Origin of the sequence: Streptomyces sp. NPDC049541 (assembly GCF_044465725.1) — a bacterium.
Taxonomy (GTDB): domain Bacteria; phylum Actinomycetota; class Actinomycetes; order Streptomycetales; family Streptomycetaceae; genus Streptomyces.
In genome coordinates, this window is sequence record NZ_JBITLY010000008.1 from 237,717 (window position 1) to 253,101 (window position 15,385).

13 protein-coding genes are annotated in these 15,385 nt (G+C 70.4%); 7 read left to right on the forward strand and 6 right to left on the reverse strand.

The window, feature by feature from the left end:
• The first annotated feature begins 21 nt into the window (after positions 1 to 21).
• Both ACIBW9_RS29290 and ACIBW9_RS29295 read left to right on the forward strand, forming a co-directional pair.
• On the forward strand, positions 22 to 1,170 hold the full coding sequence (locus ACIBW9_RS29290; RefSeq protein ID WP_398960038.1) for a phosphotransferase family protein: 1,149 nt from the start codon (positions 22 to 24) through the stop codon (positions 1,168 to 1,170).
• A 6-nt stretch (positions 1,171 to 1,176) separates the two neighbouring features.
• Positions 1,177 to 2,400, forward strand: a complete 1,224-nt coding sequence (locus ACIBW9_RS29295; RefSeq protein WP_398960039.1) for an acyl-CoA dehydrogenase family protein — start codon at positions 1,177 to 1,179, stop codon at positions 2,398 to 2,400.
• 52 nt (positions 2,401 to 2,452) lie between these two features.
• On the opposite strand, the gene ACIBW9_RS29300 is transcribed toward ACIBW9_RS29295, so the two are convergent.
• From ACIBW9_RS29300 to ACIBW9_RS29310, 3 genes are read right to left on the reverse strand one after another with little or no spacing between them, the layout of a single operon-like run.
• Positions 2,453 to 3,046: a TetR/AcrR family transcriptional regulator gene (locus ACIBW9_RS29300; RefSeq protein ID WP_351465873.1), complete on the reverse strand. Its 594-nt coding sequence runs from the start codon at positions 3,044 to 3,046 to the stop codon at positions 2,453 to 2,455.
• A gap of 48 nt (positions 3,047 to 3,094) precedes the next feature.
• A complete protein-coding gene (locus tag ACIBW9_RS29305; RefSeq protein ID WP_398960040.1) occupies positions 3,095 to 4,762 on the reverse strand; it encodes a class I adenylate-forming enzyme family protein in 1,668 nt (555 codons plus the stop codon).
• Positions 4,759 to 5,532, reverse strand: coding sequence for an SDR family oxidoreductase (locus ACIBW9_RS29310; protein WP_398960041.1), 774 nt, complete (start codon positions 5,530 to 5,532; stop codon positions 4,759 to 4,761). The genes ACIBW9_RS29305 and ACIBW9_RS29310 overlap by 4 nt, the downstream gene beginning before the upstream one ends.
• A 191-nt stretch (positions 5,533 to 5,723) precedes the next feature.
• Here ACIBW9_RS29310 and ACIBW9_RS29315 point away from each other — a divergent pair, with 191 nt between their 5' ends.
• Positions 5,724 to 6,959, forward strand: a complete 1,236-nt coding sequence (locus ACIBW9_RS29315; RefSeq protein ID WP_398960042.1) for an exo-beta-N-acetylmuramidase NamZ domain-containing protein — start codon at positions 5,724 to 5,726, stop codon at positions 6,957 to 6,959.
• Positions 6,960 to 7,040: 81 nt separating this feature from the next.
• Positions 7,041 to 8,351 (forward strand): serine-threonine protein kinase, encoded by a 1,311-nt coding sequence (locus ACIBW9_RS29320; protein WP_398960043.1) that lies wholly within the window; start codon positions 7,041 to 7,043, stop codon positions 8,349 to 8,351.
• Positions 8,352 to 8,369: 18 nt separating this feature from the next.
• On the opposite strand, the gene ACIBW9_RS29325 is transcribed toward ACIBW9_RS29320, so the two are convergent.
• Positions 8,370 to 11,150 (reverse strand): penicillin acylase family protein, encoded by a 2,781-nt coding sequence (locus ACIBW9_RS29325; protein ID WP_398960044.1) that lies wholly within the window; start codon positions 11,148 to 11,150, stop codon positions 8,370 to 8,372.
• A gap of 221 nt (positions 11,151 to 11,371) precedes the next feature.
• Here ACIBW9_RS29325 and ACIBW9_RS29330 point away from each other — a divergent pair, with 221 nt between their 5' ends.
• Together ACIBW9_RS29330 and ACIBW9_RS29335 are read left to right on the forward strand one after the other, a co-directional pair.
• Complete coding sequence (locus tag ACIBW9_RS29330; RefSeq protein WP_344404222.1) at positions 11,372 to 11,974, forward strand: hypothetical protein; 603 nt, start codon at positions 11,372 to 11,374, stop codon at positions 11,972 to 11,974.
• A 113-nt stretch (positions 11,975 to 12,087) separates the two neighbouring features.
• A complete protein-coding gene (locus ACIBW9_RS29335; RefSeq protein WP_398960045.1) occupies positions 12,088 to 12,825 on the forward strand; it encodes a 3-keto-5-aminohexanoate cleavage protein in 738 nt (245 codons plus the stop codon).
• Here the strand turns inward: ACIBW9_RS29335 and ACIBW9_RS29340 are convergent.
• Positions 12,771 to 13,505 (reverse strand): hypothetical protein, encoded by a 735-nt coding sequence (locus ACIBW9_RS29340; RefSeq protein WP_398960046.1) that lies wholly within the window; start codon positions 13,503 to 13,505, stop codon positions 12,771 to 12,773. The two genes, ACIBW9_RS29335 and ACIBW9_RS29340, sit on opposite strands and share 55 nt — an antisense overlap.
• A gap of 158 nt (positions 13,506 to 13,663) precedes the next feature.
• Here ACIBW9_RS29340 and ACIBW9_RS29345 point away from each other — a divergent pair, with 158 nt between their 5' ends.
• Entirely contained in the window at positions 13,664 to 14,731 is a 1,068-nt protein-coding gene (locus ACIBW9_RS29345; protein ID WP_398960047.1) for an RNA ligase (ATP), read from the forward strand.
• Positions 14,732 to 14,894: 163 nt separating this feature from the next.
• Here ACIBW9_RS29345 and soxR read toward each other — a convergent pair whose 3' ends face one another.
• Positions 14,895 to 15,365, reverse strand: coding sequence for a redox-sensitive transcriptional activator SoxR (gene soxR / locus ACIBW9_RS29350; RefSeq protein WP_398960048.1), 471 nt, complete (start codon positions 15,363 to 15,365; stop codon positions 14,895 to 14,897).
• Positions 15,366 to 15,385 lie beyond the last annotated feature (20 nt).

Here is a 15,385-nt window from a genome sequence, read left to right on the forward strand (position 1 = left end):
GACGCCCCTGAAGGAGCACCGATGAGCCCCGACCACCCGCCAGGTCTCGATCTCGACCGGCTGCGCGGCCTGCTCGACCAGGAGCGGCCCGGACTGGTGCACGGCCCCCTGACCGGCCGGCTGATCGAGGGCGGACGGTCGAACCTCACGTACGCGGTCTCGGACGGCACCTCCAAGTGGGTCGTGCGCCGGCCCCCGCTCGGCCATGTCCTGGCCACCGCGCACGACATGAAGCGCGAGCACCGGGTGATCAGCGCACTGCACCCGACGAACGTGCCCGTGCCCCGTCCGGTGCTCCTGTGCGAGGACGAGGAGGTGCTGGGAGCGCCGTTCTACGTCATGGAGTTCGTGGCGGGCACGCCGTACCGCACGGCCGACCAGCTCGCCCCGCTCGGCCCGGACCGCACCCGGGGCGCGGTGCTGTCCCTGGTGGACACGCTCGTCGAGCTGCACGCGGTGGATCCCGCCGAGGTGGGCCTCGCGGACTTCGGCCGCCCCGAGGGCTTTCTGGACCGGCAGCTGCGCCGCTGGGGCAAGCAGCTGGACGCCTCCCGCAACCGCGACCTGGCCGGCGTCGACGAGCTGCACGCCTCACTGGGCCGCCGGCTGCCCGTCTCCCCCGCTCCGGCCGTGGTGCACGGCGACTACCGGCTGGACAACGTCCTGATCGGCCCCGCGAGTGAGCCGGAGGGGCGCGCCGGTGTCGAGAGGTCGAGCGCGCGGAGGCCCGAAGGGCTGAGCACGGTCGCGCTCTCGACACCGGCACAGAGCGCCCCGGAGGCGAACGAGCCAGAAAAGGGTGTCGACAGGATCAAGGCGATCCTCGACTGGGAGATGTCCACGCTCGGCGATCCGCTCACCGACCTGGGCCTGCTGGTGATGTACAGCATGCCGCTGGGCATGCCCGACTCCCCGGTCTCCACGACCGCCGAGGCCCCCGGCCACCCCGCCCCCGCCGAGCTGATCGAGCGGTACGCGGCCCGCTCGGGACGGGACGTCTCCGCCGTCTCCTGGTACACGGCGTTCGCCTGGTTCAAGCTCGCCGTGATCCTCGAGGGCATCCACTACCGCTACACGCTGGGGCAGACGGTCGGCCGCGGCTTCGACCGCATCGGCGACCTGGTGCCCGTGTTCATCGAGCACGGCCTGACCACTCTTCAGGAAGGCTGACCGACCATGGACTTCGCGTTCGACGCGCGCACCGAGGAACTGCGCGCCAAGCTGCTCGCCTTCATGGACGAGTACGTCTACCCGGCCGAGGCGGTGGCGGAGGAGCAGCGGGCCGCGCTCGCGTCCCCCTGGGACACCCCTGCCGTGGTGGAGGAGCTGAAGGCCGAGGCGCGCCGGCAGGGCCTGTGGAACCTCTTCCTGCCGGACGCCGAGCACGGCGCCGGTCTGACCAACCTCCAGTACGCGCCGCTGGCCGAGATCACCGGCCGCAGCCCGCAGTTGGCGCCGACGGCCACGAACTGCGCGGCGCCCGACACCGGCAACATGGAGGTGCTCGCGCAGTTCGGCGACGAGCAGCAGAAGAAGCAGTGGCTGGAGCCGCTGCTGGCGGGCGAGATCCGCTCGGCGTTCGCGATGACCGAGCCGGAGGTGGCCTCGTCCGACGCCACCAACATCACCACGCACATCGAGCGAGCCTCCGACGGCACAGACGAGTACGTCATCACGGGCCGCAAGTGGTACATCTCCGGGGCGATGAACCCGGACTGCAAGATCTTCATCGTGATGGGCAAGACGAACCCGGACGGCGCGGACATCCGCCGCCAGCAGTCCATGGTCCTGGTCCCCCGCGACACCCCGGGCGTCACCGTCAAGCGGGCGATGCAGGTCTTCGGCTACGAGGACCACTCCCACGGCGGCCACGCCGAGGTGATCTTCGACCACGCGCGCGTGCCGGTGACCAACCTGATCGGCGAGGAGGGCGGCGGCTTCGCCATCGCCCAGGCCCGCCTGGGTCCGGGCCGTATCCACCACTGCATGCGGCTGATCGGCATGGCGGAGCGTGCGATCGAGCTGATGTGCCGCCGGGCGGTGTCCCGCACGGCCTTCGGCAAGGCGCTGGCCCAGCAGGGCGTGGTGCACAACTGGATCGCCGACGCGCGGGTGACGGTGGAGCAGCTGCGGCTGCTGGTGCTGAAGACGGCCTGGCTGATGGACACGGTCGGCAACAGGGGCGCCCACGCGGAGATCCAGGCCATCAAGATCGCCACGCCCCGCGCGGTCGTCGACATCATCGACCGGGCGATCCAGCTGCACGGCGCGGGCGGCGTCAGCCAGGACTTCCCGCTGGCCGAGCTGTACGCCGGAGCCCGGACGCTGATGATCGCGGACGGCCCGGACGAGGTGCACCAGCGGTCGCTGGCGCGCCGGGAGCTGAAGAAGTACCTGTAGGGCAGGGGTGAGGGGCGGTCGCCATGTCGACCGCCCCTCACCCCTGTACGTCCTACGGCCGCAGCGCCCGTAGCAGCAGGTCCGCCAGATGGTCGGCGACCTCCTGCGGGCTCATCGGCCCGTCCGGGCGGTACCACGTCGACAGGTGGTGCACGGAGCCGAAGTGGTAGTCCACCACCAGGTCGGCTGGTGTCGCCTTCGAGAAGACACCCGCCTGCTGCCCCTCCTCCACCAGCGCACGGAAGCGCTCGTGGTAGCGCCGCCGCTCGGCACGCACCTGCTTGTTCTTCTCCGGGCTCAGGTGGTGCATGGAGCGGAAGAAGATCATCGCGTCGTCGAGGTTCTCGATCGTCGTGACGACGACATCGGCCGCCGCGCCCCGCAGGCGCTTCTCGATCGGCTCGTCGGCGTCCGCGAACGCGTCCAGGCGCTCCTGCTGGAGGCGCAGCACGCGCGAGTACACCTCGTGCAGGAGGTCGTCCTTGGAGCCGAAGTAGTGGTACAGCGCCCCCTTGGTGACTCCGGCCGCCTCGACGATCTCCTGCACGGAGGTGCGGTCGTAGCCCTGCTCGGCGAAGAGCCGGGTGGCGGCGGCCAGCAGCCGCTGCGGGACGGGAGTACCGTCACCGTCCGTCGTTCTGGGCACTGTGCCGCCACCTGCCTTCCAAGCTCTCTGCCTGTGTCTGTCCGCTGGTTATTCGCTGTCCTGCGGCCGGGAACGAAGCTCCCGACGGAGGATCTTCCCACTCGCCGTCTTCGGCAAGTCGGGCAGGATCTCCACCTGCCGCGGGTACTTGTAGGCGGCCAGTCTCTCCTTGCAGTACATCGCAAGTTCACCGGGGTCCGTGTCGGCGCCCGGACGCAGACTGATGTACGCCTTGACGGTCTCCCCGCGATACCCGTCGGGCACCCCGACGACGGCCGCCTCACGGACCGCGGGATGCGTGTACAGGACGTCCTCGACCTCGCGCGGCCACACCTTGAAGCCGGACGCGTTGATCATGTCCTTCTTGCGGTCGACGACGTACAGCCAGCCCTGCTCGTCCATGAAGCCGATGTCGCCGGTGCGCAGCTCACCGTCCGGGAAGGTCTCGGCGGTCGCCTCCGGCCGCCGCCAGTAGCCGGGCACCACCTGCGGCCCGCGGACGACGATCTCGCCCTGCTCGCCGAACGGCACCTCCTTGCCCTGGTCGTCGACGATGCGTACGACGGTGTCGGGACCGGGCAGCCCCACGGCCAGCGTGCCGGAGGCCGGGTCGACGGGCGCCTCGAGGCCCGGCGGGACGGAGGCGCAGGGCGCGGTGCACTCGGTCAGCCCGTAGCCGTTGCGGATGTACGGCCCGAAGCCCGCCCGGAACTTCTCGACCAGGGCGGGCGGCACGGGCGCACCGCCGCTGGAGATGTTCACGAACGAGGAGAAGTGCTCCCGGGTGGCGTCCGGGTGTGCGCCCAGCGCCATGAAGGCGGTCGACGGGCCGACCGTGTAGTGCGGCCGGTGCTCGGCGAACGCCTCCAGCACGACACCCGCCTCGAAGCGGTACGTCAGCACCAGCGTGCCCGCGCTGTTGAGACAGGCGCCGAGCTGGCACACCATCCCGGTGATGTGGAACAGCGGCGCCAGCGCGTAGTACACGGGCGCGTCCGGCAGGGCGAGCCCCGTCCGCTGCCGCTCGGCGTTGTACATGATGTTGCCGTGCGTGTTGGTGGCGCCCTTGGGGGTGCCGCTGGTGCCCGAGGTGTAGCTGATCAGCGCGATGTCGGACGGCCTGAGCCGGCGGCCCTCGGGCGGCTCGTACCCGGCGCGGGCCACCGTCGTCAGGTCGGCGGCGTCCGCGGCCTGCGGCAGCCGCTCGAAGCCGAGCACCCGCGTGTCGCCGCGCGTCTGGAAGTCCAGTTCGCAGGCGGTCAGCACGATCTGCACGGGCGTGCCTTCGGCCGTGTCCCGCAGATACGACTGCCAGGCCCGGTCGGCGCAGATGAGCGCCGTGACCTCGCCGTCCCGCAGGACGTGCCCGACCTCCCCGGACTTGTACATGGGGTTGACGGGCACGACGATCGCCCCCGCCTTCCAGGCGCCCAGCAGCGCCAGCACGAACAGCGGGGAGTTCTGCAGCAGGATCGCCACCCGGTCGCCGCGCTCCAGGCCGCGGGCGGCCAGATGCCCGGCGACCGAGTCGCTCAGCTCGTCGACCTCGCGGTAGCTCAGCCGCCCGTCGAAGTAGGCGAGGAAGGTGCGGTCCGGGGCCGCGGCGACGGACCGGCGCAGCGCGTGCACCAGGGAGTCGGCGGGCTCTATGGGGCCGCGCTGGGCCTCGTTCAGCAGGGCCACCCAGGGCCGGGCGGCGTAAGAGGAGCCGGTCACCGCGCCTCCTCCCACTTCTGCTGGAGGTGGTTCATGTTCGTCAGCCAGCGGTCGGGGTCGGTGGCCCTGGCCTGGTAGTACCCGGCGACCTCGGGGTGCGGCAGGATCAGGAACCGGTCCTCCTCGATCCCCTTGAACAGGGCGTCGGCGACGTCCGCCGGCTCGATCGCGGTCGGCTGCAGCACCAGGTCGCCCGCAGTGCCGGTGGCGGCCAGCATGTCGGTGCGCACCCCCTGCGGACAGATGGCGTGCACCTTGAGCCCCCGGTGCCGGTACGTGAGCGACAGCCACTCGGCGAAGGCGTACGCACCGTGCTTGGTGACGCTGTAGGAGGGCGCCCCGATCATGGTCAGCAGCCCGGCGGCGGAGACGGTGGACACGAAACGACCGCCGCCCCGCTCCAGCCACTCGGGAAGCAGTTCATGGGCGGCCCTGACATGGGCCATCAGGTTGACGTCCCAGGACACGGCCCAGGACTTCTCGTCCAGCGGCTGCCCCGGCCCCGCGTCCTCGAAGGCGACACCGGCGTTGGCGCAGTAGACGTCGATGGATCCGCCGAGCGCGTCCCGAGCGTCGGCGACGATCGCGGAGGCGTCACCGGGCACGGCGACACCACCGATCTCGTCAGCGACCGCCTTGGCCCGCTCGCCATCCAGGTCATTGACGACCACCCGGGCCCCTTCCGCGGCGAACCGCCGGGCCAGCGCGGCCCCGATCCCACCTCCGGCCCCCGTGACAACGACACCAGCACCCTGAACGGCTTCCACCATCGGTCTCCTTCGACTGCGGCTCTGCTGCCCGTCAGACTAACCGGTCGGTATGTGCGAGGAAAGGGGCCGCCTGCAGCGCCCCGACAGGGGCGCGGGGCTGTATCGGTGTGCGGCTCCGCCGCGTGGGCGCGAGCAACCACCGACTTCCCGCACCTTACAAACGAACCTGCGGGAGCAATACCGTGCACCGCATGCGCCTATCCAGACGAGCCTTACTCGCAGCGACAACGGCAGCAGCACTCCCCACAGCATCCCCGGCCTCCGCGACCGAACGCCACGGACAACTCCGAACCGGCTTCGAAAACCTCGCCGCAACCGGCTACGCCGCCCTGCAAGGGCAACGCGTCGGAATCGTCACCAACCCCACCGGGGTGACCCGAGACGTCCACCACATCGTCGATGTGATGCACGCGGACAACCGAGTAGACCTGGGGGCCGTCTTCGGCCCCGAACACGGCTTCCGCGGCACCGCCCAGGCAGGCGGCTCCGAAGGCCGCTACGACGACCCCGCCACCGGCCTCCCCGTCTACGACACCTACCTCAGGAGCGGCCGCGCCCTCGCCGACGTCTTCACCGCCTCCGGCGTCGACACCGTCGTCTTCGACATCCAGGACGTCGGCGCCCGTTTCTACACGTACATCTGGACGCTGTACGACTGCATGGAGGCCGCCCAGCTCGCCGGCAAGCGCTTCGTCGTCCTCGACCGGCCGAACCCGGTGACGGGCCGCGCGGCCCAAGGGCCGGTCCTGCACAAGGAGTTCGCGACCTTCGTGGGACGGCAGCCGATCTCCCAGGCGCACGGCATGACGGTCGCAGAGCTGGCCCGGCTGTTCAACGGGGAGTTCCTGAGCACCCCCGTGCCCCTGCAGACCGTCCTGATGACGGGATGGAAACGCTCGGAGTTCTACGACGCCTGGTCACTGCCGTGGGTGCCGCCGAGTCCGAACATGCCGACGCCCGACACGGCACTCGTGTACTCGGGGACGTGCCTGTTCGAGGGCACCAACCTGTCGGAGGGCCGCGGCACCACCCGCCCCTTCGAACTGCTCGGCGCGGAGGGCATCGACGGCAGATGGGCGGCCGCGGCGAACGAACTCGCCCTGCCCGGTGTCCACTTCAGGGAGGCGTACTTCGCGCCGACCTTCTCCAAGTTCCAGGGCAGGACCGTCGGCGGCGTGCAGATCCACGTGCACGACCGGGCCGCCTACGACCCCGTCCGTACCGGCATCGCCCTGCTGGTGACCGCCAAGAAGGTGTGGAGCGGCTTCGGCTGGCGGTCCGACAACTGGATCGACAGGCTCACGGGCTCCACGAGCGTGCGTACGGCGATCGACGCGGGCGCGGGCACCGACGAGGTGGTGGCGGGCTGGCAGGAGGAACTCGCCGCGTTCCGGCGGATTCGAAAGAATTACCTCCTCTACAAGTGAGTCGGGACGTATGGCCATCCTCGGCCGGTAGCAGGACGATGCGCCCACATCGCACTGCTACGGGGGGCGAGGGGGCCTGTCATGGCACAGCCGGCAATGAGTGTGACTCCTTACTGGGAGCTGACCTTCGACGCGGACGGGGACGTCGACGGGCGGGAGCGGGACCGGCTGCTCGCCGAGGTCACGAAAGGCGGAGTCCGTGACCTGATCGTCTTCGCGCACGGCTGGAACAACGACCGCTCGGGGGCGACCGCCCTCTACAGACGGTTCTTCGCGCCGATCCCGGACCTCGCGGCCCAGGCGAGGATCGGGTACGTGGGCGTGATCTGGCCGTCGATGCGGTTCTGCGACGAGCCGATCCCCGACTTCCCGAAGTCCGTGGTGGCCATGGAGGCGGAGGAGTCCCCGGCGCCCGCGCTCGACAAGGACACCCGGCACGCCCTGCTGGAGACGTTCCCCGGGCGGGCCACCGTGATCGACCAGATCGCACGGATGCTGGACCAGCGGCCCGAGAACGAACTGGAGGAGTTCGGGCGGCTGGTCCGGCTGCTCGTGGAGCTCGTACCGGGCGGTCCGCAGCCGCTGTTCGCGGCGGACACCCTCGCGGAGGGTGTCCCGCAGAGCGAGCCGGTGCTGTTCACCGCGGACACGGCGACGCTCTGCGACGAGTTCGCGCAGGCGCTGGCCGACGTCCGGTCCGGTGACGGCGCGGAGGGTTTCTCGTTGCCGAACCCCTGGGACGGGGCGAAGGAACTGCTGCGGCAGGCGACGTACTACGCGATGAAGCGGCGCGCGGGCACGGTCGGAGAGCGCGGGCTCGGCCGCCTGGTCGGGCAGCTCGCCGCCTCCGCTCCCGCCGTGCGCGTGCACCTCGTCGGGCACAGCTTCGGCGGCCGGCTGGTGTCGTTCGCGCTGCGCGGGCTGCCCGAGGGCGTGCACACGGTGAAGTCGGTGACGCTGCTGCAAGGGGCGTTCTCGCACTACGCGTTCGCGGCGCGGCTGCCGTACGACGCGCGTGCGGGGGGTGTGCTGCAGGGCCAGCAGAACCGTATCGACGGCCCTCTGGTGTGCTGCTACTCCCACTTCGACTCGGCGCTCGGCACGATCTACCCGCTGGCCTCACGCATGGCGGACGACGGCGAGGGTTTCGGCGTCGGGGAACTGCTGGGCGCCAAGTGGGGCGCGATGGGGCACGACGGTGTGCAGGCGGTGCCGGGCACGCGCGCGTACACGCTCGCGGACGCCCTCACGAGCACCCTGCCGACCTCGGGGTGCGTCAACATCGACGCGGCGGCCGTGGTGAGGAACGGCGGGCCGCCCTCCGGTGCGCACAGCGACATCGTGCACCGGGAGCTGGCCCAGGTGGTGCTGGCGGCGGGCCGCATCCGCTGACCCGCCGCCGCTGGTCCGTCACCGGTGCGAGGTGTACTCCACCACCTGCTGGAAGGTGGGCCGGTTCTGCCAGCTGATGTTGTAGTGCTTGATGCCGCCGAGCGTGCGCTGGACGATCGAGTCGGCGCACCACTGGTCGCCCGCCGAGCACAGGGAGTCGCCGGGGTAGACGGTCGACGCGGAGGTGCCGGCCGCCGTCTTCAGGGTGCTGATCAGGATGTCCCGGCAGGAGCTGAGGCTGCCGCCGCCGCAGTACTTCTGCGCCAGCGGCCCCTGCACCGGCTCACCGAGCACCGCCCGGATGTCCTTGTCGACGTAGCTCCACCAGCCGTACTGGAAGGAGCTGCCGGCGTGCGAGCCGGTCGGCCCGTGCGCGGCCGACGGGGACTCGTCGACGGGCAGGTTGTTGGTGAAGGCGGTGTACAGATCGCTGCCGAGGCCCGGTTGGAACTCGGCCTTCACCAGCAGTGGCCACCAGGCGTCCAGGATGCGGATCGCGTCGGCGTTGGCGTACTTCTTCGAACCGGCCGACGTCTCGGTCCGCTTGGCGCCCGCGGTCACCCACGCCTGCAGCTTGCTCACGGCGTCCGCGGCCGTGGAGTCGGTCACCGTGCTGCTGTTGATGACCTTGAGCAGCTTCGGCAGCACGTCCTCGGCCCGCAGGTCCTCCAGTGCCGCGTCCGCCATGGCCTGCACCAGCTTGGCACGGGTCACCCCGCCGGCCGCGACCAGCTTCTTCACCCGGTCCTCCAGCAGGTTGCCGCGGTGCACGGACCCGTCGCCCCAGGGCGCGGTCGTGTAGTCCTTGGCCTGCTTGTTGTTCCAGGAGATGTAGTAGTCCTGGTCGATGGAGTTGGGGTGAGCGGAGGCCGGTGTGTAGTCGGCGGTGTTGGTCGTCGGGTCCCAGTTCTTCCACTCGTACGCCGCCTGCCCCCACACCGGGAACTCGGCGTCGACACCGCTCGCCCGCACCGGGTTGTTGCCGCTGTTGTAGTACGCGGTGTGCTGGGAGTCGGCGTAGAACCAGTTGAAGGTGTAGTTGATGTGCTGCGCCGCGCTCTGGAAGTCCTGCGGACCCTTGACGTAGTCGGGGTCGTTCAGCATCTGGAAGCCGATGATCGAGTCGGCCTCGTGCATGTAGGAGGAGCGCAGGGTGGTGTACGCGACCTTCTTGCCGCCGACGGTCGCCCGGTACTCCACCGGCCCGTACTTCGTCTTCCAAACCCTCATCGTGTACGACCCCGCCGCCGTGCCGTCGGCCGTGGTCGGCTTCCAGGAGTTGGTCTGCTCGACCTTGTCCATGGCCGTGCAGGTGCCGTGGTACAGGTAGTGGTAGTCGTCCTGGCACAGCTCGACGGCGTAGGTGTCGATGATGTCCTGGCCGGAGGTGGTCGCGCTCCAGGAGTAGTCCTGGCCGCGGCCGAGTTCGACGTACATGCTCAGGCCCGCGAAGGAGGCGCCGCGGGCGCTGAGGCCCGGGCCCTGGATCTCCTGGAGCATCAGCAGCTGGGGCGCGAAGTAGCCGGTCTGCGGACCGAAGACGGCGATCGGGTGGCCGCTTGCGGTGTACTTGCCGCTCACCACCAGGGCGTTGGACATGCCGCGCCTGGCCGAGCTGAGAGCGGTCGTGGTCGCCGTCTTGGAGGCGGCGGTGGCGCTCTGGCTCGCCCCGGTGCCGGTGGCGTCGTAGACCAGCGGTTCGGTCGTCACCGAGCCGGCGTCCGGCAGCGCCTCACCCTGGGCGGTGTCGGGCTTGCCGGCGTAGGGGAAGCTCTCGCCGTTGTGGACGGTGAGCACGGCCTCCGGGTCGTTGCGCTCACGGAAGGACTCCCAGACCTTGGTGCCCTCGGTCACGCCGTACTTGGACTGGGCGGCCAGGAGTGAGAGCGCGTTGTTGACCTCTCCGCCACCGCCGGCGCCGAACAGGGCGCCGATGACGGAGCCCAGCGCCACCAGGTCGGTGATCTTGAAGTGGTCGATGGTTCCGGCGTTGGTGATCGAGTCCTTGTGCCCGGTCAGGACGTACTCGCCGGGGAAGTAGCGGCCCGAGTCGGAGGCGTCGATGTAGGCGTTGATGCCGGCCAGGTAGGCGTTGGCGTCGGCGAGGGCCTGCCGGCCGCGGGCGCCGTTGCTGGCGACGGCGTTGTCGATCTGGGCCTGCAGATCGGCCTCGCTGTAGGGGGCGTTGCGGTAGAACTCCTGCTCAAGGCCCTGGTTGGAGGCCGCGCCGCCCGCGAACGTCGTCAGCTGGCCGCGTCCGACGTGCCGGAAGACGTCCATCAGCCACAGCCGGTCCTCAGCCGCGGCATACCCCGCGCCGAACTCCGTGCCGTATCTGGTGGTACCGGTGATGTGCGGAATGCCCGCCTTCTTGTCGCGGACGATCGTCACGTCGCTGCGGCCCGCGGGCTTCTCGGTGGAGGCGACTTGATCGGAAGGGACCCCGAACGACGCGTCGTTGAAGAACGTATTGATCGTCGAGTCGGTGAGTGAGGAGTATCCCTTGGCCAGGTTGGCGTACGGACCGAGCTGGTCCTCCGCATGGTCGGGCTGGCTGCCGAACGCCTGGTTGAGGAGGATCTGCGCGAGGGTCGCGTTGCCGTTCTCACCCGGCGGCAGGATGTCGGAACACTGGCCGCCGCAGTAGTCGTTCGAGGCCGCGGCCGCGGCGGTCGCCTGGGTGAGCGGGGACAAAAGACCAGCAATCAGGACGCATATGGATGCGGTCTTCAGGAACCCGGCGAGTCTGCCGGGAGTTCTCAGTCTGACGGGGGCGCTACGAGAGGTACGCCAGGGCATGGCAGCTCCTACCGACGGGGGTGAGCCGGGACGTTACCGCCGGTATCCCCGGGAGTGAAGATGAACATGCGTCAAGTTTTGGAGTGGGCGGGACGGCTTATGGAGGACATCGGAAATCGGATGGAGCCGAATCGCTTGTCGATACGTCTATTCGGCGACGTCCGTACGACGACGCCGAAGTGACCGAAGTACAGGTGCAGGTGTGACGGAGGTGCAGGGCGATGGCCGGTTTTCGGAGTCTGGCGAGACAGGTCCGCGACCCGCGGTGCGATCTGGCACTGCGGCGCTACTCACTGCGCAAGTGCCTTGAGAGGTTTGCCCCTTACGGGCACAGGGCGACCTGGGACCATTTGTGCTCCAGGGCCGGGTTCGGTCCCGAGGACCGCTCCCCCGACCCAGCGCGGCTCGTGGCCGCACTGGAGGAGTTGGAGGAAGCGCGTTCGGTCTGGCTGGCCTATGAGGTCGAGTTCGCCGAGCGGCGCAAGAAGGAGAAGCACGACGGGCTGCGCCGGCCGGGCACGGTGGACGACTGGCACCGGCTCACCTGGGGCGGTTTCGGTGTCGCCTGGTGCGACGACCCGCGGGTGCACCCCCGCGAGCCGCTTGCGGAGGTGCTGCGCCGGCTGATCTCCGGCCTGGAGCGCGAGCCGGGCTCCGGCTGCCCGGTGTGCGGCGCGGAGCGCCTGATCTGGAAGTACGACCTGGACCACGAACCCTCTGCGGGTCCGGTCTGCACTCACTGTGGAATTCTCGTGCCACGGCCCGTGCTCAGTCCCGAGGCCCTGGCGGACGCAAGGCGCGGAAGGCTGCTGGTGTCGGCCTAGCAAGGCGGGGGTGCGCCGGGGATGCCGCACCCCCTGTATGTCCCTCTTTGTCGGCTTGCCCTCGTGCTCAGTGCCGGCTCCTCGTTGTCAGTGCCGGCTGGCACCATCGAGACATGATGCAGGTGTGTCTCAACGGGCCCCGCGGGTCCGCCGACGGTGCGATGGTGCCGCTGACTCCGGAAGCGATGGCCGAGTCCGCCGCGCAAGCCGTCGCGGCCGGGGCCACGGACATCCACGTCCACCCCAAGACACCCTGCGGACGCGACTCGTTGTCGCCCCGCGTGATCGGCCCGGTGCTCGACGCCATACGGGCGCGCGTGTCGGTGCCGGTGGGCGTGACCACGGGCGCCTGGGCGGAACCGGATCCCGTGGCACGGCTGGAGCGCGTCCGGAGCTGGGCCGCGCTCTCCGAACTCCCCGACCACGCCTCGGTCAACTGGCACGAGGAGGGCGCCGAGGAGACCGCCGCCGCGCTGCTCGACCTGGGCGTGGAGGTGGAGGCCGGTATCTGGTCCGGGACGGACGCGGCGATACGGTTCGCGGCCTCACCGCTCGGCCCGAGAGTGCTCCGCGTGCTCGCCGAGGTGACGGACGCCTCGCCGGACACGGCGGAGGTGACAGGGCGCGCACTGATCACGGACCTGGGCCCGCACCCGGCCGCCCCCGTACTGCTGCACGGCGAGGACGGCGGGGCGTGGCCGGTGCTGCGGCTGGCGGGCCGGCTCGGGCTCGCGACCCGGATCGGCCTGGAGGACACCCTGTTCCTGCCGGACGGGGAACGGGCCCTGTGCAACGCTCAGTTGGTCGCCGAAGCGCTGGCCCAGTACGGGTGCGCCCAGCGCTCGTCATAGGGCAGCGCGAGGAGCTCCGCACGGGTCGCCAGGTCGGACTCGCCCTGAGCGCGGAGGCGGGCGGCGCCGGGGCCGGCCAACCAGCTGCGCAGGTCCGCGAGGCCGGTGTCCTCGCTGTCGTCGTACCACCAGAAGAACGGGGAGACGTCGGACAGCAGGTCGTAGAGCCAGCCGTTGGTGCAGTGGACGAGGTGCGCGTCGGCGACGGGGCTACGCTCCCAGCCGGCCAGGAACGGGGTCACGGTCCTGGCGATCGTGGCGCAGGTGTCGAAGATCTCGTCGATTCCGTAGGGCGGGTCGGGCCTGGTGAGGGCGTCCTGCCACCAGGCGTGCAGGAACGCCTCGATCGCGGCGACCTGCTCGGCGGGCCAGGAGCGCCAGTCCACCCGGCTCAGCCCGTGCGCGCCGTAGCCGATTGTGTCGAGGGAGCCGTCGGCCATCGCGCGTGCGGCCTGCGGAAGCAGGCGCCGCAGGGCGGCCGGGTGGTCGTCGAAGTGGTCGGGGACCTCGAAGAGGTAGTACTGCACCACGCCCACCGGTATCCGCACATACGGCGTGCGCAGATACGCGGTCTCCTCGGGCACGTGGCAGAAGCCGCAACCGGTCTCGTCGAAGCTGGCGAAGCCGTTGAAGACGGTGTCGATGTCCGCGAGGGCGGCGTCAAGTGCTGCTGAAGGCATGGGAGTTGATCCCGTCAGGACTCCGTGCGCGGCGTCTCGGCCGACCGAAGATCGCGACGTTACCAGCCGCTAATCCGTTCGCTCCACCCCTTTCCCGTCCGGACAGTGGGGAGGCGATGAAACCGAACCGAGCGACCCCGGAAACCTAGGAGTCCCGTATGTCGACGCTCCGCGTCACCGCCGAAGTGCTGACCGTCCACGAGCACCCGAACGCCGATGCGCTCGAACTGGCCCAGGTGGGCCTGTACCGGGCCGTCGTCGCCAAGGGCGCGTACCGCACCGGTGACGCCGCCGTGTACATCCCCGAGCAGTCCGTCCTGCCCACCGGGCTGATCGAGGAGCTGGGGCTGACCGGGCGGCTGGCGGGGAGCAACTCCGACCGGGTCAAGGCGGTGCAGCTGCGCGGTGAGCTGTCGCAGGGCATCGTGTGCCGGCCGAAGGCGCTGGCCGGTGTCGACCTGGCGCGGGCGGCGCTGGACGGGACGGACTTCGCTCAGCGGCTCGGCATCACCAAGTGGGTGCCGCCGATCCCGCCCACGATGGACGGCGAGGTCGAGTCCGCGCCGGACCTGCTGCCCTGGGTCGACATCGAGAACATCCAGCGGTTTCCGGACCTCTTCACACCGGGCGAGGCTGTGGTCCTGACCGAGAAACTGCACGGTTCGGCCTGCCTGCTCACCTATCTCGCCGACGAGGACCGGGTGCACGTCTCCTCCAAGGGCTTCGGCGCCAAGTCCCTCGCCCTGAAGGAGGATCCGCGCAATCTGTACTGGCGCGCCGTGCACGGCCACGGTGCCGCCGAGGCGGCCGTCCGGCTCGCCGAGCGGCTGGGGGCGCGCCGGGTCGGGATCTTCGGTGAGGTGTACGGGGCGGGGGTCCAGGATCTGACCTACGGCGCGGACGGGCGGCGCGAGAGCCTGGGGTACGCCGTGTTCGACGTCTCCGCGGAGATCGACGGGACGGTGCGGTGGCTGGATGCGGCCGAACTGCTGGGCGGGGAGTTGCCGTTGGTGCCGCGGCTGTACGAGGGGGCCTACGACATCGAGCGAGTGCTGGAGGTGGCGAGCGGCCGGGAGACCGTGTCGAGGCGCGGGCTGCATCTTCGGGAGGGTGTGGTGATCCGGCCTGTGGTGGAGCGGTACAGCGCTGTGACCGGTGGGCGGGCCATTGCGAAGGCGGTGAGCCCGGAGTATCTGACGCGGAAGGGCGGGACCGAGTACGAGTGAGCGTGAGTTGGCTGGGCCCGGTGCCGGTGCGTACGAGGGGGGATCTCTCGCCCGCTTGCGGGGTGCCGCTTTCTTTGGGTCGGGAGCCGCCCCCGGCGGCACGACTGCCCGCAGCCACGCGGGCCACAAAGCGACCCGCGCCACGCGGGCAGCGCGCCGCAGGCTAGGTGCGCTGCCCTCTGCGTTCCACCATCAGTCGCGACCCCGTCAGTCGTTCGCCGAACACGTCGTCCGGGTTGGACAGGACGCAGCCGTCCAGCGACAGGCACCCGCAGCCGATGCAGTCGGTCAGGTGGTCGCGGAGGCGGTTGAGCTGGCTGATGCGTTCGTCGAGTTCGGAACGCCAGGCCTCGGAGAGCCGGGCCCAGTCCTCCCGGGTCGGGGTGCGTTCCTCGGGGAGCTCGGCGAGCGCCTCGCGGATGGTGGCCAGGGGGATGCCCACACGCTGCGCGGCGCGTACGAAGGCGACCCGGCGCAGTGTGTCGCGGTGGTAGCGGCGCTGGTTGCCCGCGGTCCGCCGACTGCTGATCAGGCCCTTGGACTCGTAGAAGTGCAGGGCGGAGACGGCGGCGCCGCTGCGCGCGGCGAGCTGGCCGACCGTGAGCTCGTGGATCTTCTCTGGAATCTGCGGCACCCCTCGAACCCTACCCATCC

Bases quoted from the DNA above. Each gene is read 5' to 3' on its own strand.
- ACIBW9_RS29290 (WP_398960038.1), top strand. From the start codon at position 22: ATGAGCCCCGACCACCCGCCAGGTCTCGATCTCGACCGGCTGCGCGGC.
- ACIBW9_RS29295 (WP_398960039.1), top strand. From the start codon at position 1,177: ATGGACTTCGCGTTCGACGCGCGCACCGAGGAACTGCGCGCCAAGCTG.
- ACIBW9_RS29310 (WP_398960041.1), bottom strand. From the start codon at position 5,532: ATGGTGGAAGCCGTTCAGGGTGCTGGTGTCGTTGTCACGGGGGCCGGA.
- ACIBW9_RS29315 (WP_398960042.1), top strand. From the start codon at position 5,724: ATGCGCCTATCCAGACGAGCCTTACTCGCAGCGACAACGGCAGCAGCA.
- ACIBW9_RS29320 (WP_398960043.1), top strand. From the start codon at position 7,041: ATGGCACAGCCGGCAATGAGTGTGACTCCTTACTGGGAGCTGACCTTC.
- ACIBW9_RS29325 (WP_398960044.1), bottom strand. From the start codon at position 11,150: ATGCCCTGGCGTACCTCTCGTAGCGCCCCCGTCAGACTGAGAACTCCC.
- ACIBW9_RS29330 (WP_344404222.1), top strand. From the start codon at position 11,372: ATGGCCGGTTTTCGGAGTCTGGCGAGACAGGTCCGCGACCCGCGGTGC.
- ACIBW9_RS29335 (WP_398960045.1), top strand. From the start codon at position 12,088: ATGATGCAGGTGTGTCTCAACGGGCCCCGCGGGTCCGCCGACGGTGCG.
- ACIBW9_RS29340 (WP_398960046.1), bottom strand. From the start codon at position 13,505: ATGCCTTCAGCAGCACTTGACGCCGCCCTCGCGGACATCGACACCGTC.
- ACIBW9_RS29345 (WP_398960047.1), top strand. From the start codon at position 13,664: ATGTCGACGCTCCGCGTCACCGCCGAAGTGCTGACCGTCCACGAGCAC.